We start from the raw sequence: 26,196 nt of genomic DNA, 5'->3' as shown, positions 1-26,196 counted from the left end.
TTCTCCCTTGCAAAGAGTACAGGCACACGGCGTGTGCCGTGTAAATATATACCATATGCGCGGCGCCGGAAAAAGCTCCCGTCCGGCTACAGCACTTCGTACACCTTGGTCTTGCCGTTGCTGAACACAAGCCGGAAGTACCGGCTGATATCCTCGTTGGAACCGTCGTTGACAAGCAGCTGCAGTGCCATGCTGTTGTATACGGTCCTGTCCACGACCAGAATCATCCCCTGATCCTTGTCGATGACAAAATGTCTGCCGCTGAAATGCGGATACTGGTGATTGACAACCCGGGTACCCTCAAACACGGTCAGGGATTCCGCCTGCATGGGATCAAGCCCCTTTATGAGGAACAGGCCTTTCTGCGGGCTGTACTGCACCGGACGGTCGATGGCCAGCACCGTTGTCTCTTCCCACTGCCGGGTGTTGAAATCCCATGTGCCGAAGCGGCTGATCCATGCTCCCAGCCGCAGCTGTTCCGCGGAAACGATGAGGTACTGTTTCTGCGGCGGGGACGGCTGTGTCTCGCGCAGATAGAAAGAGTGCAGCTTCTCCATGGTCTGACCGGCATCAAGTCCGGCAAATGCGCCGGAAACGGGAGGCTGCGCACCGGCCACGTATTTGATGAGCTGGTTGGCAAAGCGGGGCACGTCGGTGGTCAGCACCGCGGCAGGGGCGTAGATGCGCTGGTTGGAGTGGCGCGCTCCGTCTGCCACGGTGGTGCGTCTGGCGTAATATTGTGCGGCGTACCCCCAGTCCCACCAGTACCACAGCATGGAGTCTTCCGGCGTGTTGCCGCGGATGAAGTCCAGCGCTTCCACCTGACGGGTGGAAATGATGGGACCTTGCGCCAGCGCGGCGGCAAGCTGTGCCGAAGGCCAGCACATGATGCATGCGGCTGCCACCGAACACAGCATGGCGGCGCGCCTGTACGGCGTCGGCAGCGGCTGCGCCGCGTTGCGGTGTGCCAGACGGGCCGCACCGTGAACGGCAAGATGCAGAGCCCACGCTGTGCCCAGTGCAAAACACGGAGCCGCGAACATGGCAAAACGCGCACCCAGCGCCACACTGCCCAGTCCCATGGCCGCCAGAGGCAGCAGCAGAGCGGTCACGGGTTCTGCAAGCATAAGCAGAAAAAAGAGTGCAAGTCCGCCCGCGGCAAGCCATGTCCAGCCGTGAACGCTGGTGAGGAACGCGTCGAAGGAGAGTTTCTGTGCTTCGATGATGCTGCCCACCACGGAAGGATAACTCAGGGTATGGGCCACCACGGCGCTTTTTTCACCGGAATAGCCTTTGATGGCGCTGCGCATGTAGTTGAGACCGGCAGGCTCAAGCGCAGTGGCGGCCGCCAGCAGCACAAGCGCCGCAAACAGGGCGCGCCTGCCCGTGTACAGCCTGTCCAGCGAGCGGGGATTTTTACGGCCGGCAAGCCACAGCAGCATGGCTGCCCCGGCGCCGGCGGGACCGGCAAGAGCGCAGAATATGTATATGAGCAACCCCTCCGCCGTGCGGCGCATGGCGGCACGGCGTCCCAGCAGGGCGGCAAGCACAAGGGCGATGCCCGGAAAGGCTTTGCCCATCAGGTTGAACATGTTGTGGATGGCCGGCTGCCAGTACACAAACAGCCCGCAGCAGAGCAATACGGCGAACCATACCGGGCCGGTGCTTTCCGCAGCCGGCGGGGGGGCGGGCTGCTCTGCGGCGGAGGAGCGGCGCAGTGCGGCGCTGATGGTCCGCAGCGGGTTGTGCAGGCTGTTGCGCAGCCAGAGGGCAGGCACCAGCGTGTTGACGATGAGAGCTCCGGAAATGAGCAGGTCGGTATCGTAATAACCCAGCCCTGTTCTGGTCATCAGTCCGGGGGCGCATGCCGTAAGCAGTCCCGCGGTGAATCCGGCCAGAGGCATGCCCAGCGCGGCGCCCCAGCCGACCATGAGCGGTGCCACAAGGCAGGCCATGACGGCGGGCAGATAAAAGGCCAGATTGCCGCAGGCAATGCCGGTGAGTGAATGGAGAAAAGCCAGCATACGGGCCAGCGGGTGCTGCTGGTCGAATTCAAATCCCGTTGCCGCGGCCAGCCAGTGATAGGCATCATGCGTGGCCAGCAGGTGTTCACCTTTGTACAGAGCGTCATAGGCGCTCCAGCCGGGCAGTTCCAGCAGCCGTACCCCCAGCGCTATGCAATAGGCGGCAGTACACAGCACGACCAGCTGCTTGCGGCCTGCGGCAGGGGATGCGGAGACGTGAAGGATGGTCAAGGGCGGCTCCCGTGGTGCGGAGGTTGTGGCGTCAGACTATCTGAAAAAACGCGCCATGCGCATATAAGCTGCCGCGGCATGGCGGTAAAGCCCCGCAGGCAGGAATGTCAGCGTCCACATGGCGGCGGTTTTCATGGAATTGACGCGGCCGCGCAGCGCGTTGCGCGCCCGGACGGCATTGCCTGATTTCCAGTGCCCCACTGCTTCGCGGAATGCCGCCTGCGTATGCAGCAGGTCGGCTTCCGCCCGGTACTGCGTGGCAAATGCTGGCAGCAGGCGGGTGAACTTGTCGCACATCATGCGGGTTTCTTCCGCAGCCAGTTCAAATTTTTCAAAAGTCGTGCTGTTCTGATGCACACGCCAGCGCGTCAGCGGGCTGTCCACATGATCAAGCTTGTGCGCCCAGGCTATGCGTAAAAAAAGGTCGGCTTCTTCGCATATGGAAAAACGCGGATCGAAATACAGCAGAGTGCCGTCGGGGGCGCGGTCCGTACCCGCCACCGATTCCAGCGCGCTGCGGCGGACCATGGCGGACGACATGCTTATCCAGTATCCGCGTAGCAGTTCGGCAAACACATGGCCCCGTCGGGGCGGGGTAAGGGCGAATATCCTGTTCAGCGGGTGGCCGTTCCCTGTGAACTGCTGTGTATCGGTGCACACCAGACCTGTCTGCGGGTCAGCGTGCATGCGTTCAAGCTGCATCGCCAGTTTGTCCGGTTCCCACAGGTCGTCACAGTCCAGAAAGGCGATAAAACTGCCCCGCGCCTGTGCGATGGCCAGATTGCGGGCCATGCCCAGCGGTACGGTTGCCGTGTTCCGGAAAATGCGCATGCGGCTGTCACCAAGCCGTTCCACCAGATGATGGCTGCCGTCCGAAGAACCGTTGTCCCAGAATATGACCTCCCAGTCGGAGAAGGTCTGCGCCAGCACGCTGTCCAGCGCCGCAGACAGATGGACGCTGCAGTTCAGGCAGTTCATGATGATGCTGACGGCGGGAGCAGCGGCGGAATCAGGCTGCATCAGCGGTTCTCCTGCATGAATGTGCGCAGCCGCGTGCATACGGCGCGTACGTCGTCCTCGGAAAGGGCCGGATGCAGCGGCAGGGTGAGCAGTTCCTTTTCCAGCCGTTCACTGACGGGCAGCGACCGGCTTGCGCCTCCGAACAGGGTGTGCAGGTGGTTGGGGCGGTAATGCAGACCTGTGGTCAGGCCTTCGCCGTCCAGCAGTCCGCGCAGGGTGTCGCGGCGGCCGTCGGTGATGCGCACGGCCATGATGTGCGGCACCGTGCCTTCGGCATCGGTCTCCAGCAGGGCCACCCCGGGGGTATCCTGCAGCAGTTCCCTGTACAGGGCGCTCAGTCTGCGGCGGGCCGGAGCGAACTCCTGCGGCAGGCGGCGCAGCTGCACTCTGCCGATGGCGGCCATGATGTTGCTCATATGATACCGCCAGCCTTGCGCCGTCACATCAAAATTCCAGCTGCGCTGACCGGCGAACCGTTTTTCCGTGTCCCGTTCGACCCCCAGCAGCCGGGCGTCTTTTACCGCGGCGTTAACGGCGGGGTCTGCGCTGACAATGGCGCCGCCTTCGCCGCAGGTGATGTTTTTGATACCGTCAAAGCTGAAGCACACAATATCGCCGAATGACCCGATGAGCCGTCCTCTGTGGCTGCTGCCGAAAGCATGGGCGGCGTCTTCGATGACGCGCAGCCCGTGTCTGTCCGCAAAGGCGTATACGGCATCCAGATCTCCCGCATAGCCTGCATAGTGCACCGGCATGATGGCTCTGGTGCGCGGCGTCAGACGGCGGGCGGCGTCGTCCAGATCAATGGTCACGCTTGCGGGCAGAGCCTCGCAGGCCACGGGAACCGCTCCGGCGGCGCGTATGGCCTGAAAAGAAGCCACATAGGTGACGGACTGGACCAGCACCTCGCCGCCCTGCGGCACGGCAGCCTGCACGGCAAGGTGCAACGCGGCGGTGCCGGTGTTCACGCAGCTTACATTGGCGGCAGCCACACCCAGATAGGCGGCAATTTCCGCTTCAAGGCGCTGAACCTCGGCCCCCATGCCCAGATAGCCTTCTTCCATGATGATGCGGGTGACGGCCTCGGCCTCCTCCCTGCCCACCACGGAACGGGAAAGGCGCAACGGGGCGTTGTGACGGTTGGAATCGCTCATGCTGTTATCCTGACTGATGCGGCCGGAGCCGCCGTTACATGACCGGCGTGCCGGAAAGGTCTGCTCCGGCCCAGCTGAAAGGAATGAACGGCGCGTCCTGCGGGGCGCGTTCCGATTCTCCCTGTCTGTGCGGAATGTCTGTGCAGTTGGCCACCAGTGCCGGAGTGTCGCCTGTGGCGGCAAACCCGTACCAGACCTGCGGCGGGATGCGCAGCAGGCGGTAGTTGTCCGGTCTGCCCAGCGTGACCTGTGCCAGCCTTCCGCTGGTGGGCGATTTTTCTCTGCCGTCGTACAGAACAACATGAATGCAGCCCACGGGAACGGCGAACAGCTGAGTCATGAGGCTGTGCCGTTTCCACGCTTTTACGCGGCGGGGCAGCACTTCGGAAAAATATATTTCCCCGAACTGTGAAAACTGGGGAGAATCCAGACGCAGCATGTGCAGCACGGGGCCGCCTTCAGCCGGTATCTGACGCAGCTCGGAAAGCTGCGCCCCCTCCACGGGCAGCAGTATGGCTGCTGCGCTTATATCTGCGGTGTTCAGCATGATGTCCACGGCAATCCTCCCTGTCGGGCCTTGCGGACATATTCCGCTATCTGGCCGGTGGTGAAAGCGGACATATCACCCGATGCGCCGGAATAAAAGGCATTATACCACTCGGCCGTAAAGCGCACGGTTTCTTCGTGGCGCAGCACAGCGCGCCAGCCCAGCCGCGCCAGCGCCTTGTCGCAGCACAGCTTGAGCAGGGTGCATTCCGCCTCGTGCGCGGGCGGCGTGCCCAGCCGGGCGGTAAATCCCGGCCAATGTGCGCCCAGTTCGCCCACCACGTCGCCTACAGTACGGATAACCTCTGCCGGCGGCCCGAAGTTGAATGCCTGACCGTGCAGCGGGTTTTCGGCCGTAGCTGCTGATTCTGCCGCCAGTCCGGCCCCCAGCCACAGATACCCTGACAGCGGTTCGAGCACATGCTGCCACGGTCTGGTTGCGGAAGGATTGCGGATTATGACAGGTTCACCGGCGGCCCATGCCCGCGCGCAGTCGGGCACGATGCGGTCTTCGGCCCAGTCTCCCCCGCCTATGACATTGCCTGCACGCACCGTTGCACAGCGCGGGCCGGATGTGAAAAACGAGGTTATATACGAATGGGCTACAATTTCCGCACAGGCTTTTGACGCGCTGTACGGGTCGTCGCCCCCGAGGTGGTCTGTTTCGCGGTAGCCCCACACCCATTCGTCATTGCGGTAGCACTTGTCGCTGGTAATGCTTACCACCACGCGGACCTCCGGCGTGGTGCGTACGGCTTCCATGACGTTCAGTGTGCCCATGGCGTTGGTGGCAAACGTGGCTGCCGGTTCTCTGTATGAGCGGCGTACAAGCGCCTGTGCCGCCATATGAAAGACAAATTGCGGACGGAAATCGGCAAAAGCCGCCTGCACGGCGTCTCTGTCGCGGATATCGCCCGTGTAGGTGGTTATGCGGTTTTCCAGCCCCATGGCCGCGTACCCCGAGGGACTGGTGGGAACGCCGTCGGCAAACCCTGCCACCGTGGCGCCCAGTTCCAGCAGCCACGCAGTGAGCCACGAACCTTTGAATCCGGTATGTCCTGTCACCAGAACGCGGGCGCCTTCGTAGACATCAGCAAACATCGGCGCCTCCTGCTGCTGCGGCCCACGGTGCGCTGCCGCTGTTCCACATGGCGTTCAGGTCGTTATAGTCGCGCAGGGTGTCCATGCAATGCCAGAAGCCGTCATGGGGGTACATGCCCAGTCTGCCTTCTGCGGCAAGACGCTCAAGCGGTTCTTTTTCAAGGTCGCAGGACGGATCATCGGAAAGGTAGTCCAGAAACTCGCGTTCAAAGACGAAAAAGCCGCAGTTGATGTATTCGTTGAGCACAGGTTTTTCCTGCCATGACAGAATGTTGCCCTGCTCGTCAGTCTGCACGGCCCCGAAGCGCGAAGGCATGCGCACTCCCGTGAATGTGCCCGTGTTGCCTGAACGGATATGGAAATCCAGCAGGGCGTGCAGATCAATGTCGGCCACACCGTCGCCGTAGGTCACCATGAAACGCTGCGTGTCAATGTGGTGCGCCACCTGACTGATGCGTGCGCCCTTCATGGTGTCCTGTCCGGTGTCGCACATGGTTACGCGCCAGTCGGTGGGGCAGCTGTTGTGTGTGGTCATGTTGCCGGAGGCAAGATCTATGGTGAAATCGGAGTTGCGTATTTTGTATTCCCAGAAATACTGCTTGATCATGTCGCCTTTGTAACCCAGCGGCAGGATGAAGTCCTTGAAGCCCTGCCGGGCGTATATATCCATGATGTGCCACAGAATGGGGCGTCCGCCGATGTCCAGCATGGGCTTGGGGCGTGTTCCCGTTTCTTCGCGCAGGCGGGTTCCTTTGCCGCCGCACATGATGATGACTTTCATGCGAGTATCCTTGCGGTTGTTCTGCTGTTTGCAGCCGGCTGTTAAGGCTGCCCGGTATGGTGTGCCGCGTGCCGCCGGACGGCGGAGCGGAAAAATTCGAGCAATTCTCCGGCATACTGCGGTGGTACGTCCACAGGCCAGTTGACGATGTGCGCGCAGACAGTTTCGGAAACAGGGCATTCACCGCGTACATACCCTGCCGAGGCAAGCCCTGCGGGAGCGCAGACCACCGGCTCGCGGAACCATGTCCATGCGGTGTCCACGCGGTGTTCCATGGCTGCCAGCAGTTTTTCCGCACGCGGCACGGGCATGACAAACCGGTGCGGCACTATGTAGCGGTCGGCATCGTAATAGGCTGCCGGCACATAGTCTGCCAGCGGCGTGTCGGCCACGGCATCCAGATAGCCCTGCAGCATGACCCTGCGCTGTGTTTCGGCCGCTGCGGCGCAGCGCAGCGCGGCCGTGCCGCCGCGTGCCAGAAAGGCAGGCATGCGCGCCGGATAGGCATAAGGATGCGTATGACGCCCGGCGCCGCCGGCTGCGGGGGAATCCGCCGTAAGCAGCACCGGCCCGCTGCCGGTCATGCGGCCGTACAGCCGCCGCAGCAGCGCCGCGGCGGGGTAGCGTCCGTAACGGGCCGGATCATGGTACCGTGTTTCAAAAAGCAGCTGCTTCCACAGCCTCATCTGGTGCGCCTCTTCCAGTTCGGGCGCGGATTGCGCCATGCGGGCCACCGCGTCGTACAGTGCAGTGTTGCGGGTGTATACCACGCCCCCGATAAGCGTGTTGAGCGGTTTTGTGTGGTCTGTGGAGAAAATCGCTGCATCGCCCAAGGTGCCTGCGGTGCGGCCGTGCAGCCGCGATCCCAGCGTCAGGGCGCAATCTTCAATGAGCAGCACCCCGCGTGATCGGGTTATCAGGGCGATGTCTTCTATCCGGCAGGGAATACCGAAACTATGCTGGGCAACCACTGCTCTGGTGCGGTCTGTGAGGGCGCGTTCCACCGCCTGCGGGCAGGTGCCCAGCGTTACCGGATCCACATCGGTGTATACGGGGGTGGCACCGGTGCGCAGCACTGCATCGGCCATGACGGCGCAGGTGAAGGCGGTGAGTATCACCTCGTCACCTGCTCCCACTCCGGAAGCTTTCAGCAGGGCGTAAAGGCCCATGCGTGCGGCGGCAAAGCTGACAGACCCGCCCGTGCCGGTGTGTCCGGCATCGTGCTGGTCGGGCAGTGAGCATTGCGAGGTGCACGGCAGGGAACACGCTGCGCGGCAGGTTGCTGCGGCGTCCTCTGCGGGCGGCGCATCGTCGATGCATAAAGGGCGTTCGATGAACCGTGTGAACGCTTCTTCATATTCCGCCACAGCCTTGCGCGTGTCGCCGACGCAGTCCGGCTGCGGTACCACTGCGGCGGGGGCCGCCGGTGCGCCGGTGATGAATCCGAAGCAGTGCGGTTGCAGCAGCTGGCGCAGCATACGGCGCAGCGAAGCGGCCGTCCGGCCCGCCCGCGACGGCACAAGCCTCCTGATTTCAGCCGGATACCGCGGCACAGGCAGCGCGGCCAGGGCGTCTGCGTATGCGGCACCGTGAGGACCGGCGTGTACCGCCTGCAGCAGCCGTTGCTGCGGGGTATGTGCGGCCGCGGCCGGAGACGTACAGGTGTCTTCCTCACGGGTGCTTTGCCTGTGGCGGATGTATTCCTGTGCCTGTTCCGGCCCTGCTCCGGACCAGCAGTCGTCTGCCAGTCCCAGCATGGCAAGAATGCGTTCCGGCGAAGGGTTGAAAAAGACCGTATCCCGCATTGCGGTTCCGCTGTGTTTCAACGCGTCCAGCTGCTGCCGGTTCATGCCCAGCAGACGGCGGGCGTGGTCCAGAATATCCTGTGTGCTGCCGGCGGGAAACCAGATGGTGTTTCTGCCGGGTTCCGGCATGTAGTTGAGCGCGCCGCTGCCGCCCATGGAAGCCGCAATGACAGGTATGCCGCGGCATGCGGCTTCGGCCAGCGAACCGGAACCGGTGCCTATGACCAGCCTTGCCCGGCTGAGTGCCTCGGGCATGGTGCCGCCTATGGTCAGGCTGCCTCTGGGCAGCAGGTGTGCATAGGCGGCGGGGTCGGTGTCAGGATGAAATTTGACCAGCAGCGCCGCATCCGGAGGCAGCGGCAACGGGATTGAGCGCAGGCGGCGCAGCAGTGAACGGTTTTCTGCTTCGGAAATGGACAGCAGAATCAGGACGTCTCTGGCGGGGCATGCCCGCTGCGCCTGAGGGGCGAACAGATGGCGGTAGCGCAGGGCGGCGCCTGCGGCCGCTCTGCCGGTGGTGTCTGCAGCCAGCGCATGCGGCCCCAGCGTCAGGATGGTGTCGGGCAGCACCTGCAATGGTTCTTCGGCCATGTCCGGCTGCATGTTCATCTGCTCCGGAGGCACCACAAGCAGCTGCGCGCCTGCAATGCGGCACGCGATGCCCGCACGGCGTATGCCGCGGAACAGCAGTTTTTCCGTTTGCTGGTTTTCGTACCATGAAACCACGGTGAGGGCCCGCGCTGCACCCGCGCCGCCTGAGTCTGTTACCGTTCCCAGCCTGCGGCCGGTGATGCCGCGTGCGTAATAGCGCGCCGTGACGTCGTGCATGGCCGCCCACAGCGCACGGCTGATGCGCCGGTCTATGAAGGTGCGGTCAAAGGGCGGCTGACTGCCTGCGGGGTGTGTTGTTTCCCGTGGTTCTTCCAATGACGGAATGTCATCACTTCCGTATGGTTTTTCGTATGACGGGGTGCCATGTGGTGCGTCATCGCTCCATCTGGCCAGAGCCTGATGGGCAGAAGTGCCTGTGGCGGCAGGCGGCTGCGGCGCGGCCACGGCCTGCAGAACGCGCCGCAGGGCAAAGGGTGCGCGAATGGCGGCCAGTCCTATGCGCAGCAGGTCGGCAACGGTGAACAGCTGTGTGTCCAGAATGACGGGAACACGTTGCTGCTGCAGCACCCTGAGAGCCCGGTAGAACACCAGCGGGTTCTCCCCTTCGCAGACGCGCGGCAGGTAGGCATATTCCACGCCGGCCTCTTCCAGTGCGTCGCCTAGTCCGGGCAGGTACACTTCGTTGAATCTGCCGTTGCGGACGATGCGCTTCATGTGGAAAAACGTGTCGATGAGTACCAGCGGCCGCGGTCCGGCCTGTTCCGCTGCGGTGTTGCGGTTCAGGCCGTTTACGGCGTGTTCCTGCGCGGGGCCGGAACGCCAGCACAGGCGGGTGACAAGAGTATTGACGGCAAGGCTGGCCAGCCACACGGTGCTGCGCAATGCATACCGGGCCATCTGGAGCCATCTGGTACGTTGCGGCATGTGCACGGCTGCGTCATCCCAGTCAAGGGACGCAAGCAGGTCGGCGTAGAAGGTGTTTTTGGCCAGCACCGGATTAGCCAGCAATACCTCGTCGTTGCAGAAACGGGTGGAAAGCTCGCTCAGTCTCCGGCGCAGCGCGGTTCTTTTTGCTTCGGTCGTAGGGGATGTCATAGCTCATTTCCGTGAACGGTGCTTTTGCTGCGGGGCCTGTCGGTCTTGCGGGGTCTCCGCCTGTCCGTCCATTTGTCCGGCCGCCTGTCCGTCCATCTGTTCGGCCTGCATGTCGGGCAGAGTCCGCAGATATGCCACAAGGTCATTGATATCGTACCAGACTTCTTTGTCCACCATGTCCTGTATTGTCTCCCGCGGCAGGTCCCACCAGCGCGTGCGCAGCAGCAGGCTGCGGGTGGCGGCGTCAAAGCGGTACCTGTGTACATGCGCCGGTACGCCTGTCACCACGGCAAAGGGCGGTACATCGCGGGTCACCACGGCCGAAGCGCCTATGACGGCCCCGTGGCCCACGGTGACGCCCTTGCGGATGACGGCATTGGCTCCTATCCACACGTCTGACCCGATGACCGTTCTTATGCTGTCGCGGCTGAAGTTGCGCCAGCCTTTGCAGAACCCGCCGCTGGATTCATACAGGTAAAAGGTGTGGGTGGTGGTGAAGGTGTCATGTTCCCACAGTCCGATATATGCGCCGGGGCCCACGGAGGTGAACCTGCCGATGTCGGCGGCAACGGCCATGGAACCGGCAGAAAGATAGCTGTAGGCACCCAGTACCGAGTCGCGCAGTTCGGCGTTTTTTTTCAGCCGGGCGTGTTCGTGCATGACGCTGCCCGCAATTTCGCAGCCCTGTGCCACCGTGGCCGCGGGATGAATATGGTTGCAGCCGGTCTGGCCGCCGCTGTTCATGGCAGGCTGTTCTGCGCTGGTCATGGCGTCTCCCTGCGTTCAGGATGCGTTTTCTGCCCCGTGGTGCCGGGTCAGCAGCGGTGCGGTGCGCCGGTACATGTCTTCCAGCCCCTGCCGCAGCGAAACCTGCGGCGTATAGCCCAGTACTGTGCGGGCTTTGTCTTTGTCTGCATGTATGCCGTGCATGTCTCCTGCCGTGCAGCCGGAAAACTCCACGGTGACAGGTGCCGGATGCAGAGCACGCAGTTCTTCCACCAGCTGCCCCACGGTAACACGGCCGCTGCCGGCGATGTTGATCACTTCGCCGTGCGAGCGCTGCTGCCCGAGACAGAGCAGAAAGGCGCGTACCACGTCGTCAATGTGCACAAAGTCCCGGTATCTTTCCGGGCTGCCTTTCACATGAATGTGCCCGTTGCGCAGCATCATGGCCATGAAAATGGAAACCATGCCCTGACGCATGTTGTCCATGTTCTGCCCGTGGCCGTACACATTGAACAGGCGCAGCGCGGTGGAACGGATGCCGAACTGTTCATGCAGGCGCAGGTAGTGCTCGCTGGCCAGTTTGCCCACACCGTAGAATGAAAGCGGTGCTGCGGGGGCTGTTTCATGCACGGGTTCGTCCGGCTGGCAGCCGTATACCGACATGGTGCTGGCATATATGAGCCGCGTGCAGCCGGTGCGGCGGGCAAACCGCAGCAGATGCAGCGTCGATTCAGTGTTGGTGCGCAGGTCATATGCGGGATCGTCAAAACTCACTTCGCCGCTGCTTTGTCCGGCTATGTGAAAAATCGCGTCAAAGGGGGTGCGCGGCAGGACGGTATCGTACAGGGCGGCGTCCTGACAGTCTGCCTTGATAAAGGCGGCACCCGCGGGAACATTGTCGCGGTATCCTGTTGTCAGGTTATCCACGCCGGTGACCTGATGTCCCTGCTGCAGCAGGGCGCGCGCCACGGCGGAACCGATGAATCCGGCAATGCCGGTTACAAGATAGTTTGCCATTGTCTGTATGCTCCGTGTCCGGCACGGGCCGGAACGTGGTCTGTCTGCTTTGGGACGGGTTATGCCCCGCCGCACTGCAACAGCTGCAGCAGGTGGTCCTTGAGCGGGTGCAGGTCGGCTGCCCACGGATGGCCGGAGCCGGCAAAAACCGCGCCCCTGCCGAAAAACAGGGTGCCGCAGGCTGTGGCCGCTTCCAGATCGGTGCTGCTGTCGCCCACCATTACCGTGCGGGTCGCGGCAGCGCCTGTTCTTTCCAGAATGTCCGCCAGCAGCTGCGTCTTGTGCGGCGGCGAGCCGAACACGCCGTCGAAACGTGCGGCAAGTCCGCGGGCGCTCAGCACCGTATTCAGCTCGTCATGGGGGGCGCCCGATGCCACATACAAAGGCACTCTGCCGTGCAGTGCTTCCACCGTTTCCAGTGCACCGGGCACGCAGGGGGCGGCCATAACCTCTTCAAAGGCCAGTCGGGCAAACCTTTCGCCCATGGTCTGCAGGTCTTCCTGCCGCGCGGGCCTGCCCAGCACCTCGGTGCAGAACCATTCAAACTTTCTGAATCTGCTCACTCCGCCGTGAGCCGCATGGTATTCCAGCATCCGCCCAACGGCTGCGGGACCGTGCTCTTCCACCGTGCGGGCAAAGGCGCGGGTTTTTACCTCCACGCTTTCCAGCAGAACTCCGTCGCAGTCAAAGACAACCAGTTCCAGCGCCATTATTTCACTCCGGCGGCGCGCAGCGCGTCGATGAGATTGGCAATGGTATCGGTTTCCATGCGTATGCGGGCCTCCTTGGCGTAAGACCCGATGTGCGGAGTCAGGATGACGTTGTCCAGCGAACTCAGCGGTCCGGTGTAGGGTTCGTTGCCGAAAACATCCACGGCGGCGCCGGCCAGATGGCCGTCGGCAAGGGCTTCGTACAGCGCCTGCTCATCTATCAGGCCGCCGCGGGCCACGTTGATCACCCAGCTGCCGCGTTTCATGCGCCGCAGGTGTTCCGCGGTGAAAAGCGAACATTCGCCGCCCGTCATGGAGCAGTGCAGGCTCAGAATATCCGCCCAGCCGAGCAGTTCTTCCACGGGCATGCAGGGATAATCACCGCAGCAGGATACCGGATCGTTGAAGGCCACCTGTACTCCCAGCGGTGTGAAAATATCTGCCACGGCGCGGCCTATGCGACCCATGCCGACAATACCCAGCCGCTTGCCCCCCAGCAGGTTGCCCATGCGTTTTTTCCACACGCCGGAACGCAGTTCCCTGTCCATGCGCGAAACCTGACGCATAAGATCAAGAGCCAGTCCGAGGGTCAGTTCCGCCACTGCCTGCGTGGGGCCGTCCGGCGTGTTGCGTACGGCGATGCCGCGTGCGCGTGCGGCTTCCATGTCCACGTTGTCCATGCCGGTGCCGCAGCGGGAGATGACCTTGAGGCCGGGCAGCGCGTCCATGACGCGGGCTGTGAGCGGTTCCGTGCCTGCCGCCACGGCCACGCAGTCCTGCAGCAGGTCTATGGTTTCGTTTTCGGTCAGTTTGCGGCCCAGCGGGTTCAGCACATAGTCTATGTGCTCCTGCCGCAGCAGCTGCAGCGGTGCCTCGCTGAAGCGGGCGAATGACGACGTTGTTATGGCTATTTTCATGCTGTTTATCCGTAAAGCAGATATTGTGCGCCATGCGCACGGGTTTGATGGCGCGTTCAGCGGTCGGAGCGGCTGCCGGTGACGCGCGCCGGTACGCCGGTGGCCACGGTATGGGGGGGCACATCGCGCGTCACAACTGCTCCTGCGCCCACAACTGCGCCGGTGCCTATGCGTACATCGGGCAAAATGGTGCAGTTGGCGCCTATCCAGACGTCATCCTCTATGACTATGCGGCCCGGCCTGTGCCCCTGCATGCTGATGGGAATACCGGCTTTGCCGAACCTGTGGTTTGCCGCACGGATGACGGTGCCGGGCCCTATGCCGCAGTCGCTGCCTATGGTTATGGTACCGCCGTCTTCGGCGTCCACAAATACCCCGCTGTTGAGTGCCGTGCGGCTGCCGATGCTGATGCTGCCGCCGCGGGCGTACAGGCTGCAGCGCGGCATGATGCGCACCTGCTGCGCAAAGTGCATGTTGCGGCAGCCCCGCAGCAGGCAGCCTGTTCCCATACGGGGCGCGCCGCTGCCGAACAGCGGCCGCAGCATGGCCATACGCAGCAGGGTGCCCGCTGCGGTGGGCGGCACGGCTGCAAGCCATGTCCACAGTTCTTCGGCGTTGTCGCGCAGCGCAGCGCGCAGGCAGAGCGTTTCAGGACGCGGCAGCATGGGTCAGGCTCCGGTGTAGTCTCTGCGCAGGGTATCCTGCTGCATCATGGCGCGGGCCCTTTCCAGATCCTGCGGGGTGTCCACGCTCAGGGTTCTGCCGGAGAACGGCACCATGCGTACTTTTTCTCCGTGTTCGAGAATGCGCATCATGTCCACCGACTCGATGCGTTCCAGCGGGGTTTCAGGCAGGCTGTTGAAGCGCAGCAGATAATCGCGGCGGAACGGGATGACGCAGACCTGTTTGCGCATGGGCACGTTGAGCACGCCCTTTTTGCGCGAGGGCACAGGCTCGCGCGAAAAGTACAGCGCATCACCGTGCAGGTCTGTCACCACCTTGACTTCATTGGGGTCTTCAAATTCCGCTTCTGTTTCCATGTCGGCCATCAGGTTGGTCACGTTCACCGAGGCGTCTTCCAGCATGGGGGCTATAGCGGCGTCTATCATGTCCGGAGTGACCATGGGCTCATCTCCCTGCACCATGACGACGATATCCACGCTTTTACCGGTCATTTCTTCAATTTTAAGCATGGCTTCCGCAGTGCGGTCCGTGCAGCGTTCATGGGTGTCTGCCGTCATGACCGCCTTGATGCCGGCCTTGCGGGCATATTCCATGATTTCTTCGTCGCAGGTGGCTATCCATGTTTCGCTGACAGCGGGAGCCATGGCGGTGCGCAGTGCCACGTGGCCCACCATGGGCACGCCGTGGATGTCGGCCAGCGGTTTGCCGGGAAACCGGCTGGAACCCATGCGGGCGGGTATTATGGCGATAATGTTCATTGCTGTGTCCTTGCGGTGTTCTTGCTGTGCCCCGCGTACTGCCGCTGCGGCAGCCGCGGGCTGTCAGAAATAAATCATCAGAAAGAAATCATCAGGGATAAATTTTCAGGGGCAACTTTTCAGGGGCAGGCTCAGCTGCCGCTTCCGGGGTCGTGCACCAGCACGCCCTGCACCTCATCCATTTCGGGGTGCAGCTCCCTGTGCAGTTCTTCAATGGTATGCAGCACGCCCTGTCCCAGGTCGGTATGCAGCACAGGGGTCATTTTTCTGCCCACGCGGGGACTGAAGTTGTACGGTGTAATTTCGTAGTGCCCGCTGGCGGGATTGTCGTTGAATGAAAAACTGACAGGTCTGCCCAGCATTTCGGCAATCATTTTAAGCAGATTTCCCACCTGCATGGGCTGGTGTCCGGTCAGCACGATGTGCAGGTTGGCATATTCGGGGTTGAGTATCTCCACGCTGGAGCGCGCCGCATCTTCCACATGGATGTATTCGCGCAGCGCCGTGGGACGGCCGTAGTAGGTGATGTGTCCTGTTTCCAGAGCTTCGCGCACAAAACGGTATATGGCGTTGCGCTTGTCGGCGCGGGGACCGTACAGCGAGCCGTAGCGCAGTATGGTGTAATCAAGCCCGTGCAGCTGCTGGTAGGTTTCGATGTACAGTTCGCTGGCTTGTTTGCTGCAGCGGTAAAAGCTGCCCGCCTGACTGTACACATACACCGAGCTGGCAAAGACAAAACGACGGACTCCTGCCCTGCGGCAGGCGTCCAGCACAATGGTGTTGCCCAGTATGTTGTACTTCACCGTGTCCACGGGGCGTTCTCCGGCTTCGCCTATGTCGGCTATACCGGCAAAGTTGTAGACGGCCTGTGCCCCGTCCACTGCCCGCTGCACGGCGTTTTCGTCCAGAATGTCGCCTGTGATCATGGTCTGGTCGCCGCGCAGCCACGGGGATGCGACAATGTCGAATATGGTGACCTCGTGGCCTGCTTCCGACAGCTTGTCGCAAACATGCGAACCGAGAAAACCGGCACCGCCGAATACTGTGATTTTCATGACGTACTCCGTTATCGGCTGCAGGTTCAGCGGGGTGCCGCGGCAGGGTTCTGTGCGGCATTCCACAGAAAGACGGCATCAAGCCCGTAAGCGATGAAGCGGTACCCTTGCGCCGTGCGGCGGGCCAGCTCTGCCGGATCGGGCGAGACGATATGCAGCCCCATGGGAATCTGACGGGCTTTGGCGGCGGACTCGATGCGGGCCAGTGCGGCCGTGAATTGCGGATGGGCGAAATCGCCAGTGCAGTCCATGGATCCGGACAGGTCGTAGGGACCCACCATGATGGCGTCCAGCCGCGGATGGCTCAGAATATCGTCAATGTTTTCCACGGCGCGGATGTGTTCTATCTGCGCCACAAAAACGGTTTCGGCAGCCTGTGCCATGCCGTGGTCGAAGTTTCTGCCGTACAGGTTGCCCCGGCAGAATCCCACCCCGCGTGTTCCGGCAGGCGGGTAGAGTGCCCAGCTTATGGCTTCGTCCAGCTGGGCGCGTGTTTCTATCATGGGAAAAATGAGGCCCTGTGCGCCGGAATCCAGCGCGGCCTTGATGCCGGTCATGTCGCAGTGGGCCACGCGGGCAAAGGGGGCCGTTCCGCCCAGCGACACCGCACGGAACACATCGGGGAGCTGTGACCGGCTGAAGGCGCCGTGCTCCAGGTCGGCGGCCACCCACTGGTAGCCTGCCGCGCCCAGTATTTCGGCCACGTCGGCAGAGGGCAGCTGCAGCCATGTGCCCACAGAGGGCAGGCCGCGTTGCATGGTTTCGCGTATGGACTGTGCTGTATGCATGGTTTGTTCCGTCATGATCAGAAAATTTTCCAGTGGGGCCGCTTCATTATCACGTCGCGGCTGTCCTCGAACTGGGTTTCGGTCAATATGAGTGTGCGCACCCTGCGTTTCAGGTGTTTTTCGGCATTCACGCACAGGGTATGTACTTTTTCGGGGTCCACGTCGCCCACGATGAGCACGTCGATAAGCCCGCTGTCCACGCCGTTGGCGTAGTCGTCCAGTATATAGACTTCCAGTACGGTGCCCAGATGGTTGACGATGATTTCCACCAGCCCGTCAATGCCCATGTGCTTGCGCACAATGGAGCTTATTTCAGGGAAAAACGGATGACTGCGGTTGGCATTGTAAAAGATGTAGCGCCCTTTTTTTTCCTTGTTGAGGTAGCCGGCCTGCGAAAGGCCGTCGAGTTCCTCCTTGAGCGCGTTGGGCGAGAGTTCGAATTCCGAAGCCAGCTCACGCAGGTAGGACGAGACGTCCGGATTGAGAAAAAGCTTTATGAGCAGTTTGACCCGGGTTTTCGATGTGAAAAGCGAACTGAGCATGTTCATGATGACTAAAACCTGACGTTATATGTACGGCCCTCAAGAGCCGGAAATAGGGCGCGCATCAGTTTTGTGCGCGCTGTGCCGCAAGGGCGAGAAATTGTCTGTACTGCGGCAGCACCTGTGCTGCGGGGCCCTGCATGCGTACGGTGCCGTTATCCAGCCAGATAAGCGAATCGCAGTCCTCTATGGTGGAAAGCCGGTGTGCGATGACGATAACCGTATAGTTGTGCGCCAGCGAACGTATGGTGTGACGGATGATGTCTTCGCTGCCTTTGTCGAGCGCGCTGGTGGCTTCGTCCAGCACCAGCACCTGCGGGCGGCCGTACAGTGCCCTTGCCAGCGCCACTCGCTGGGCCTGCCCGCCGGAAAGCCGCGCGCCGCGTTCACCTATGGGGGTGTCTTCCTGCTGCGGCAGATGCCGGACAAAATCCATGCCCGCCATGCGGCAGCATTCAAGCACTCTCTGGCGGTCGAAGGAACCCCCCTGAGGGACAAAGGCGATGTTTTCCGCAAGGGTTCCGTCTATGATGTAGGGTTTCTGCCCCACATAGCCCACGCGGGAACGCCAGCAGGCCATGGTGCGCGGTGTCAGCGGAGTGTCGTCCATGGTTATGCTGCCCTGCTGCACGGGCAGCAGGCCGGTAAGCATGTCCGCAATGGTGGATTTGCCCGCACCGGAGGCGCCCACGATGCCGGTCATGGTGCCTGCGCGGAAGACCGGCGAGATATTGTCCAGCGCAGGCCTGCCGTTTTCGCCGTAGCAAAAACTCACGTTGCTGAAGGTGATGGCGCCGCGCAGGGGCGGCAGCTCGTCGTTGCCCTGCTGGTCTGCGGCAAAAGGGGACTGCAGCACGTCGATGATGCGCAGGGTCTGAGGCAATGCCCGCCGGATGTTGGCCACGCGGATGAGCAGCCTGTTGACCGCCGGCAGTGCGCGCCACGCGGCCACGCCCAGCAGCGCCAGTGTGCCGGTTATTTCCGCGGCGTCCGCGCCGGCGCCCAGTGTGAGATACAGCGTGACGCCGCACAGAGCAAAAATACCTGCCGTTTCAAGCAGCCACTGGGGTGATGTGCCCAGCACGCGGGTGACGGCATCGGCATCGGCGGCGGTACGCACGTTGCGGCGGTAGGCATCAAAGAACGCCTGTCCCCTGCCGGAAGCCTTGATGTCTTTTATGCCGTGCAGGGCGGTGGTGGCAGCTTTGTTGGCGGCCATGTCAAAGCGTGTCCAGCGCTGGGCATGGCGGTCTATGCCGGGGCGGACCACCCGCAGTACGATGACTGCGGCCAGCGTAAGCACCGCCATGATGATGGCGCTGGCCAGCGGCGCCCATGCGATGAGTGTCAGCACGGAAACGGCGGCCACCAGCAGTTCGTTCATGCCCTGCATGGCCTGAAATGTCAGGGCGGAACCCACCTCGCGCCGCCAGGTGAGCAGCGTCACAAGATCGGCGGAGTGTCTGCCCAGATGCCACAGGTACTGTCTGCGCAGAAAGCGCTGCAGCAGCATTTCGCCCACGGTGGCGTCCACCCGGGCGCAGAAGGTGCTGCTGGCCTGTGTGAGCATCCATGCGCCGGCGTTTTTTGCCAGCACAAGCAGCAGCATGACGCAGCTGAGGATGATGAGCAGTTCCGTGGCGGAAGCGGGAAAGGCAGCCCCTGCGGCATGTCGCAGCGGTGCCAGACGTTCCGAACCGAGTATGCTTTCCGGAGCGGTGGATGCCGATGCGAAAAGGGCGACACAGGCAATGAACAGCATTTCGACAACGGAGACCAGCCCCATGCCGGCGGCAATGATCCAGAACCGGCGGCGGAGACCAGCCGGGAGAAGGTGCAGGATACTGCGCAGAACGTCCAGAGTGGAATGCAGCATGTCAGATGTATCTTGTTGATTGTTATTGTATTTTGCTGCGGAACGGCTTGTGTCGCCGTGTGGTTGTTGCCATGCTTGTCTTTTTTGAGTACAGAAAAACTGTACAAACTAGGTATCGCCAAAGAGGCATTACTGTCAACGGCACCATACACACCCTGCGGGGCATGCGTCAAAGCCCGCACAGAAAAAAGGCACCACGGCCGGTGTCCGCAACCGCGGCAGGGCGTCAGATGCGGGCTGCCGCGAGATGACGGTTTTGAACAGCAAAATTGAACGCACATGGTGAAAAAGCTGTGAGTTATTTCATATCTGATAAAAACCCCGTGTTTGTGATAGCCGAAATCGGCGGCAACCACGAAGGCGATTTCGCTTACGCCAGAAAGCTTGTCTCGCTGGCCATTGAATCCGGCGCTGATGCCGTGAAGCTGCAGGTGTACGCCGGTGATGCTCTGGTCAGCCGCGTTGAAAGTCCTGACCGCAACCGGCATTTTAAAAAATTTGAATTGAGCCGCGGGCAGTACGAGGCGCTTATCGACATGTGCCGCCATGCGGGGGTGCAGTTCATGGCCTCGGCATGGGACAGGGAACGGCTGGGCTGGATAGAACCGCATGTGCGTATTCACAAGGCTGGTTCCGGCGACCTCACCGCCTGCCCCATGCTGCGGGCACTGGTGTCCACGGGTAAGCCGCTGGTTCTGTCCACGGGGCTGTCCACCATGCCGGAAGTGGAAGCCGCGGTGCGGTATATCGGCAGTCTGGATTCCTCCTATATCACGCAGGGCAAACTGGCGTTGCTGCAGTGTTCCTCGGCATACCCCTGTCCGGACGGCGACGCCAACCTGAATGTCATGCATTCGCTGCGTCAGGCATTCGGCCTGCCGGTGGGCTATTCCGACCACACCACGGACAGCGAGGCGGCCTATGCCGCTGCTGTCATGGGTGCGCAGATACTCGAGCTGCATTTTACGGATACGCGGGAAGGAAAAAGTTTCCGCGACCATCTTGTTTCAATCACGCGGGACGAACTGCGCGACCTGCTGAAACGCATCCGCAGGGCGCGCACGCTGCAGGGCAGCTGGGTCAAGCAGCCCACGGACACAGAAAAGGCGCAGGGACATGTGACATCGTTCCGGCGTTCTGTGTACGCGGCGCAGGATATAGCCGCCGGACAGCTGTTTACTGAAGACAACCTGACAGTGCTGCGGCCCGCGCACGGCGTGTGCGCCACCCGCTACGAGGATTTTCTGGGGCGCAGGGCGCCGCGCAGCATGGGAGCGCACGAGGTGCTTACGGCTGCCGACCTGCAGGCCGTGCTGGAACAGGAGTGATCATGATGTCTTCAGAGATGCAGCCCCCGCAGCACGGCCCGGATGAAAGACGTTTTCAGAGCCGCGTGCGCACGGCGGCGTCCGGCGGGCTGTGGCACGACATGCGCCGCTGGTGGCAGCTGCGCCGCGTGGGCAGTGCCGGCTGCGGCATACACATGGACAGCGGTGTGCATCTGATGCGGTACACGCGGCATATGCATTTCGGCGACAATGTGTTTTTCAAACAGGGCGCGCGGCTGTGTGTGGCTCAGCCGCAGGGTGAACTGCGCATCGGCAGCAATACGACAATAGGATATCACACGACTATTTTTGCAAGCTACTCTGTAGTGATAGGGGCGGACTGCCTCATAGCGCCCTTCTGTTATCTGGTGGATGCCGACCACGGCATTGCGGCGGGCAGCAGAATCAACACGCAGGATATGACCGCCCGCCCCGTGGTGGTGGGCGATGATGTGTGGCTGGGGGCGCGTGTGACCGTGGTTTCGGGGGTGCGTATAGGAACCGGCGCTGTGGCGGGGGCCGGCAGCGTCATTACTGCCGATGTGCCTGCAGGGGCCATCGTGGCCGGTGCTCCGGCACGGATAGTGGGATACAGAAAATGAATGCGGTGCTGCAGAAAAAAGGCGGTGTCGGAATAATCATTCTGGCGCGGCTTGATTCGACCCGTCTGCCGGGCAAGGCGTTGCGTACGGCTGCCGGCAAGGAAATGCTGGGGTATGTTGTGGAACGGGCCCGTATGGTCCGCGGGGTTTCAGAAATTGTGCTGGCCACAACGGACAGAACCGTGGATGACCGGCTGGAGGAATATGCCGCGGCCTGTGATCTTGCGGTGTTCCGCGGGTCGGATGTCGATGTGGCCGGCCGCGTGGCGGCCTGTGTGCGCTGGCGCGGGTGGGATGCCTTTGTGCGCATCAACGGCGACAGCCCGTTTATTGATCCGCAGACCATTTCCAGTGCCGTGAATCTGCTGTACGGGCTTGGCGGTGTTTCTGCCGCCGGACTGTCCGACAGTCATGCCCAGCGGGGCAACATGCACGCGGAGTGTGCCTCTCTGCCGCTGGTTGCCTGCGGGTCGGTGACTCTGGCCGGATATGCCGGACATGACGCCACCGAACTGCCCGACATGGTCACCAACGTGCTGCGCCGCACCTTTCCCAAGGGACAGAGTGTCGAAGTATGCCGCGCATCGGCATTTCTGGCAGGGTATGCCGCCATGCATCTGCCCGAGCATCTGGAGCATGTGACCAAATACTTTTACGACACCCGCAGCATCCGCATCATGAATATGGAATCGGGTGATCCTTCGCTGGGTGAAATCCAGCTGGCCGTGGATACGGAAGAAGATTTTGCCCTGTTTGAGCGTATGCTGGCCAGAATGGACCGGCCGCATACGGCCTATGCCGCCCATGAAATAATCGAACTGTACAGGGAATGCCTGCATGGCTAGCCAACCGCTTGTTACGGTCTACATCACCAATTACAATTACGGCAGGTTTCTGCGTCAGGCTGTGGAAAGCGTGTTTGCCCAGACCCTGCACGATTATGAGCTGCTCATCATTGATGACGGTTCCACGGACGGGTCGCGCGATATCGTGCTGGAATATGAGGGGCGCCCCGGGGTGCGCGTACTGCTGCAGCAGAACGCCGGGCTGAACCGCACCAGCAACACGGCCCTTGGCATGGCACGCGGGCGGTACATCATGCGGCTGGATGCCGATGATTATCTGGCACCCGAAGCGCTGGCCGTCATGACGGATATTCTGGAGCGCAACCCTTCCGTGGGGCTTGTCTTTCCCGATTATTATTACGTTGATGAAAACGGGGCCGTTATCGGCAGAGAGATCCGCAACGATTTCAACGGCGGTGTTTCGCTGCCCGATATGCCGGCGCACGGCGCGTGCACGCTTATCAGGCGGTCACATCTGCTGAGCGTGGGCGGCTATAGCGAAGAATTCCGCTGTCAGGACGGGTATGACCTGTGGTTGCGGTTTATTGAAAAGCACGATGTGCGCAACGTTAACGAACCGTTGTTTTACTATCGCCAGCATGGCGGCAGTCTGTCGGGCGACCGCAGGATGATTGTGGAAACCCGCGCGCGCATCAAAGAGGCGCATGCCCGCAGAAGCAACCGGCCGGCCTGTCCCACACTGGCGTTTGTTCCTGTACGCGGGCTTTCCGTGGACCCCCACTGTCTGGCGCTGGAGCAGCTGGGCGGCAGAACGCTGCTGGACTGGACGCTGGATGCCGCGCTGGAGGCAACGCAGCTGTGCGGTGTGGCTGTCACCACGCCCGATGCGGCAGTGATGGACCATGTGCGGCGGCGGTACGGCAGCGCTGTGCACATTGTGGAGCGTCCCAGAGCGTTTGCCCGCAGCAATACCGCGCTGCATGACACCCTGCAGCACGTGCTGGACAGTCTGCCTCTGCTGGCCCGTCAGGCCCGCGCCTGCATGATGCTGTCAGTGGAAACGCCTTTCCGCAGCAGCCTGTACATTGACAAGGCCGTCAATACGGCACGTATTTTCGATGTTGATACGGTGATACCCGTCAACCCTGAGAATGATCTTTTTTTCCGGCATGACGGCACGGGGCTGCAGCTGGTTGGCAACAATCAGCGTTACGGCGGCATGCGGTTCGAGCGTGAGTATCTTTTCCGTGCCGTGCCGGGGCTGCACCTGCTTACCCGCGGCTGGTACGAAAAAAGCCCGCACTGGCTGGGCGACAGGGTGGGGCACATAGTGCTGGCAGGTGACGCGCTGCATGTGGTGTCTTCTGCGCGCGATCTGGCTGTTGCCGAAACGTTGCTGCGTCTGGAGCGTGAACGTATATGTGCGGAATAGCAGGGTACATAGGCAGGCGCTGTCTTCCGGATGACGCCGTGCGGCGCTGCCATGCGGCCATGCGCCACCGCGGGCCGGACGGCAGCGGCACATTCCGGCGGTGTACCGCGGACGGCAGGCATGTGCTGCTTCTGCATGCACGGCTTTCCATACTGGACCCCGACCCGCGTTCGGGTCAGCCCATGCAGCGCGGCGGCGGAGTGCTGGCATTCAACGGCGAGCTGTACAATTTTTCCGAAGTGCGTGAACGGCTTGAGCGGGGCGGGCTGGCTTTTGACACCACCGGCGATACCGAGGTGCTGTTGCGGGCGCTGGATCCGCAGGGGCGGTCCCTGTTGTGCGGGGGCCACGTCGCAGAAGACCTGCTGCACGGCATGGCGGGAGCGCTGGACGCATGCGAAGGCATGTGGGCCTTTGCCTACTTTGATGCTTCGCGCGGCACGCTGGTGCTGGGACGTGACCGTTTCGGCGAAAAGCCGTTGTATTACCTGCGCGATGACGACGGCGGGCTGTATTTCGGCTCGGAGCCTAAACTGCTGGCCGCGCTGACAGGGCGGCCCCTGCGGCCCGATACAGAGCATCTGCGCCGGTATCTGGTAAACGGCTACAAGTCGCTGTACAAAACCCGGCAGACGTTTTTTGCCGGTCTGCGTCAGGTGCCCGCCGGAACCATGCTGGCGGCGGATGCCGGCGGCCTGCGGGGACTGTGCTACTGGGAGCGTCCTCATGCCGCGCACGACCCCGTGCAGGAAGACATGAGTTTTGCAGACGCTGTGCGCGGCACGCGCGAGCGCCTCATCCGCTCCGTGGAGCTGCGTCTGAGAGCTGATGTGCCGCTGGCGTTCTGCATGAGTGGCGGAATTGATTCCAATTCGCTTATCTGCATCGCCCGCAGGGTGTTCGGGTACGATGTGCACGGATTCACGGTCATGAACACCGACGCCCGCTACGAAGAGCGTGAATGCGTGGAGCATGTGGTCCGCGAGCTCGGACTGCGGCATACCTCGGTATCACCTTCCGTCGCGGGGTTTCTGGACGGGCTGCGGACTCTGGTGCGTGCCCACGATGCGCCGGTGCTGACCATTTCATATTATGTGCACTGGCTGCTCATGCAGCGTATCCGGCAGCAGGGATATGCCATATCCATCAGCGGTACGGCCGCCGATGAACTGTTCACCGGCTACTACGACCATCATAATCTGTATCTGGCCGCCATGTACGGTTCGGGCGCCTTGTACGACAAAGCGCTGGAAAACTGGCGCCGCCATGTGGCACCCGTGGTGCGCAACCCGTACCTGCAGGACCCGGAGGTGTTTGTGCACGCCCCGCAGGAACGCGGCCACATATACCTGCATAACGACAGATTCGCCGGGGCGTTGCGTCAGCCTTTCGACGAGCCTTTTACGGAACATGCCTACCACGCCGTGCCCCTGCGCAACAGAATGCTGAACGAACTGTTCCACGAAGCGGTTCCCGTCATTCTGCATGAGGACGACCTCAACGCCATGTACCATTCGGTGGAAAACCGTTCCCCTTTTCTGGACAGAGCTCTGTTTGATTTTTCGCTGCGCATACCTGTGCGGCATCTTGTGCGCGACGGAATGGCAAAGGCTGTGCTGCGCGAAGCCATGCGCGGCATTGTGCCCGATATGATTCTGGATAACCGCCGCAAGGTGGGGTTCAATGCGCCGGTGCTTGATTTTCTGGATGTGCGGGACAGCGCGGTCCGGGCGCAGGTCTTGGCGGACAGTCCCGTATGGGACATTGTGCGGCGTGATGCCGTGGCGCAGCTGCTGGACGGCCGGTCTCTGGGCAACAGCGAAAGCAAGTTTTTGTTTAACATCCTGTGCTGCAAGATGTTTCTTGAAGACTGCGCCGATGCGTGAGGCATTTATTTCAATAACTGTCCGGTTGCTTTTCGTAAGTTTTGCGTACGCTTTTCGACAGAGGTGTATTTTATGAGAATGATACTGGAAATGCTTTTCGGCGACCGTCTGTGGCGAGTCTGGAGTCTGCTGATAGCCTGGGCGCTGCGCTGTTACGGCGTGCAGGTGGGCCGCGGTTTTTTCATCAAGGGGCGCATCCTGCTCAAACTGCGTGGCAGACGCGACCGCATAATCATCGGAGACAATGTTTCCGTGTGGGGTGATCTGGATTTGCGCAACCGTGAAAACGGCACCATAATTCTGCGGGACGGTGTGGTGGTTGACGGGCCGTGCCGGTTGGTGGCGGCGCGGGACGCCGTGGTGGACATAGGAGAGCAGTGCGCTCTTACGCCGTATCTGCTGCTTAATGCCGGAGCCGATGTCCGCATAGGCCGCGGTACGATCATCGGTCCCCGTGTGAGCATCAACTCCAGCGAGCATGTCTACGACCGCAGCGTGCCCGTCAGGCAGTCCGGTTACACGCACGAACCGGTGATCATCGGCAGTGACTGCTGGCTGGCGGCCAACGTGTCCGTAACAAAGGGCGTGACCATAGCCGATGGCAGCGTTATCGGTGCCAATGCCGTGGTGACCGCAGATACCCTGCCGTATTCGGTCAATGTGGGTGTGCCTGCCAGAAAAATCTGCGACAGGCCCTGAA

Annotated in this window: 23 protein-coding genes; 6 read left to right on the top strand and 17 right to left on the bottom strand. The window is 61.8% G+C overall.

The features are described 5' to 3' along the window. Window positions 1-86 precede the first annotated feature (86 nt). The 17 genes from H586_RS0117185 to H586_RS0117105 form a co-directional block, all read right to left on the bottom strand. Window positions 87-2,255 carry an STT3 domain-containing protein gene (locus H586_RS0117185; protein ID WP_027182631.1) on the bottom strand — a complete coding sequence of 723 codons (2,169 nt, stop codon included), beginning with the start codon at window positions 2,253-2,255 and terminating at the stop codon, window positions 87-89. A gap of 36 nt (window positions 2,256-2,291) precedes the next feature. Continuing rightward, a complete protein-coding gene (locus tag H586_RS0117180; protein WP_034619677.1) occupies window positions 2,292-3,275 on the bottom strand; it encodes a glycosyltransferase family 2 protein in 984 nt (327 codons plus the stop codon). Then, window positions 3,275-4,429, bottom strand: coding sequence for a DegT/DnrJ/EryC1/StrS family aminotransferase (locus H586_RS0117175; RefSeq protein WP_011369360.1), 1,155 nt, complete (start codon window positions 4,427-4,429; stop codon window positions 3,275-3,277). Before H586_RS0117175 ends, H586_RS0117180 begins: the two co-directional genes overlap by 1 nt. 34 nt (window positions 4,430-4,463) lie before the next feature. After that, the gene (locus H586_RS19745) at window positions 4,464-4,976 is read right to left on the bottom strand and encodes a dTDP-4-dehydrorhamnose 3,5-epimerase family protein (RefSeq protein WP_049753969.1); all 513 of its coding nucleotides are present in this window, start codon (window positions 4,974-4,976) and stop codon (window positions 4,464-4,466) included. Continuing rightward, window positions 4,970-6,076 carry a CDP-glucose 4,6-dehydratase gene (gene rfbG, locus H586_RS0117165; protein WP_011369358.1) on the bottom strand — a complete coding sequence of 369 codons (1,107 nt, stop codon included), beginning with the start codon at window positions 6,074-6,076 and terminating at the stop codon, window positions 4,970-4,972. The genes H586_RS19745 and rfbG overlap by 7 nt, the downstream gene beginning before the upstream one ends. Beyond that, the gene (gene rfbF, locus H586_RS0117160; protein WP_027182629.1) at window positions 6,066-6,857 is read right to left on the bottom strand and encodes a glucose-1-phosphate cytidylyltransferase; all 792 of its coding nucleotides are present in this window, start codon (window positions 6,855-6,857) and stop codon (window positions 6,066-6,068) included. The genes rfbG and rfbF overlap by 11 nt, the downstream gene beginning before the upstream one ends. Before the next feature lie 41 nt (window positions 6,858-6,898). Next, on the bottom strand, window positions 6,899-10,369 hold the full coding sequence (locus H586_RS20315) for a DegT/DnrJ/EryC1/StrS family aminotransferase (protein ID WP_051364090.1): 3,471 nt from the start codon (window positions 10,367-10,369) through the stop codon (window positions 6,899-6,901). A gap of 3 nt (window positions 10,370-10,372) precedes the next feature. Beyond that, entirely contained in the window at window positions 10,373-11,137 is a 765-nt protein-coding gene (locus H586_RS21155; protein ID WP_051364089.1) for a CatB-related O-acetyltransferase, read from the bottom strand. A gap of 15 nt (window positions 11,138-11,152) precedes the next feature. Beyond that, the gene (locus H586_RS19730) at window positions 11,153-12,112 is read right to left on the bottom strand and encodes an NAD-dependent epimerase/dehydratase family protein (protein ID WP_051364088.1); all 960 of its coding nucleotides are present in this window, start codon (window positions 12,110-12,112) and stop codon (window positions 11,153-11,155) included. Between the two features lie 59 nt (window positions 12,113-12,171). After that, complete coding sequence (locus H586_RS0117140; RefSeq protein ID WP_027182628.1) at window positions 12,172-12,822, bottom strand: HAD family hydrolase; 651 nt, start codon at window positions 12,820-12,822, stop codon at window positions 12,172-12,174. After that, entirely contained in the window at window positions 12,822-13,739 is a 918-nt protein-coding gene (locus H586_RS0117135; RefSeq protein ID WP_011369352.1) for a phosphoglycerate dehydrogenase, read from the bottom strand. Before H586_RS0117135 ends, H586_RS0117140 begins: the two co-directional genes overlap by 1 nt. 56 nt (window positions 13,740-13,795) lie before the next feature. After that, the gene (locus tag H586_RS0117130) at window positions 13,796-14,404 is read right to left on the bottom strand and encodes an acyltransferase (protein ID WP_011369351.1); all 609 of its coding nucleotides are present in this window, start codon (window positions 14,402-14,404) and stop codon (window positions 13,796-13,798) included. Between the two features lie 3 nt (window positions 14,405-14,407). Beyond that, window positions 14,408-15,181: a 3-deoxy-manno-octulosonate cytidylyltransferase gene (kdsB, locus tag H586_RS0117125; protein ID WP_027182626.1), complete on the bottom strand. Its 774-nt coding sequence runs from the start codon at window positions 15,179-15,181 to the stop codon at window positions 14,408-14,410. A 131-nt stretch (window positions 15,182-15,312) separates the two neighbouring features. Continuing rightward, entirely contained in the window at window positions 15,313-16,236 is a 924-nt protein-coding gene (locus H586_RS0117120) for an NAD-dependent epimerase/dehydratase family protein (RefSeq protein WP_011369349.1), read from the bottom strand. Window positions 16,237-16,262: 26 nt separating this feature from the next. Continuing rightward, window positions 16,263-17,024 carry an HpcH/HpaI aldolase family protein gene (locus H586_RS0117115; RefSeq protein WP_027182625.1) on the bottom strand — a complete coding sequence of 254 codons (762 nt, stop codon included), beginning with the start codon at window positions 17,022-17,024 and terminating at the stop codon, window positions 16,263-16,265. 17 nt (window positions 17,025-17,041) lie between these two features. After that, window positions 17,042-17,566: a GntR family transcriptional regulator gene (locus H586_RS0117110; RefSeq protein ID WP_027182624.1), complete on the bottom strand. Its 525-nt coding sequence runs from the start codon at window positions 17,564-17,566 to the stop codon at window positions 17,042-17,044. A 64-nt stretch (window positions 17,567-17,630) separates the two neighbouring features. After that, a complete protein-coding gene (locus H586_RS0117105; RefSeq protein WP_011369346.1) occupies window positions 17,631-19,442 on the bottom strand; it encodes an ABC transporter ATP-binding protein in 1,812 nt (603 codons plus the stop codon). A 293-nt stretch (window positions 19,443-19,735) separates the two neighbouring features. Between H586_RS0117105 and H586_RS0117100 the strand changes: the two genes are divergently transcribed. From H586_RS0117100 to H586_RS20300, 6 genes are all read left to right on the top strand, one after another. Then, a complete protein-coding gene (locus H586_RS0117100) occupies window positions 19,736-20,770 on the top strand; it encodes an N-acetylneuraminate synthase family protein (protein WP_027182623.1) in 1,035 nt (344 codons plus the stop codon). Window positions 20,771-20,772: 2 nt separating this feature from the next. Continuing rightward, entirely contained in the window at window positions 20,773-21,372 is a 600-nt protein-coding gene (locus H586_RS20305) for an acyltransferase (protein ID WP_011369344.1), read from the top strand. Continuing rightward, on the top strand, window positions 21,369-22,217 hold the full coding sequence (locus tag H586_RS0117090) for a cytidylyltransferase domain-containing protein (protein ID WP_011369343.1): 849 nt from the start codon (window positions 21,369-21,371) through the stop codon (window positions 22,215-22,217). Before H586_RS20305 ends, H586_RS0117090 begins: the two co-directional genes overlap by 4 nt. Next, complete coding sequence (locus tag H586_RS20575) at window positions 22,210-23,610, top strand: glycosyltransferase (protein ID WP_011369342.1); 1,401 nt, start codon at window positions 22,210-22,212, stop codon at window positions 23,608-23,610. Before H586_RS0117090 ends, H586_RS20575 begins: the two co-directional genes overlap by 8 nt. Beyond that, the gene (asnB, locus tag H586_RS0117080; RefSeq protein ID WP_027182622.1) at window positions 23,598-25,496 is read left to right on the top strand and encodes an asparagine synthase (glutamine-hydrolyzing); all 1,899 of its coding nucleotides are present in this window, start codon (window positions 23,598-23,600) and stop codon (window positions 25,494-25,496) included. The genes H586_RS20575 and asnB overlap by 13 nt, the downstream gene beginning before the upstream one ends. Before the next feature lie 72 nt (window positions 25,497-25,568). Then, window positions 25,569-26,195, top strand: coding sequence for an acyltransferase (locus H586_RS20300; protein WP_011369340.1), 627 nt, complete (start codon window positions 25,569-25,571; stop codon window positions 26,193-26,195). Window position 26,196 lies beyond the last annotated feature (1 nt).

Origin of the sequence: Oleidesulfovibrio alaskensis DSM 16109 (assembly GCF_000482745.1) — a bacterium.
Lineage (GTDB): Bacteria > Desulfobacterota > Desulfovibrionia > Desulfovibrionales > Desulfovibrionaceae > Oleidesulfovibrio > Oleidesulfovibrio alaskensis.
The sequence above is the reverse complement of the archived record's forward strand: the minus strand, read 5'-3'. Positions and strand labels throughout refer to the sequence as shown.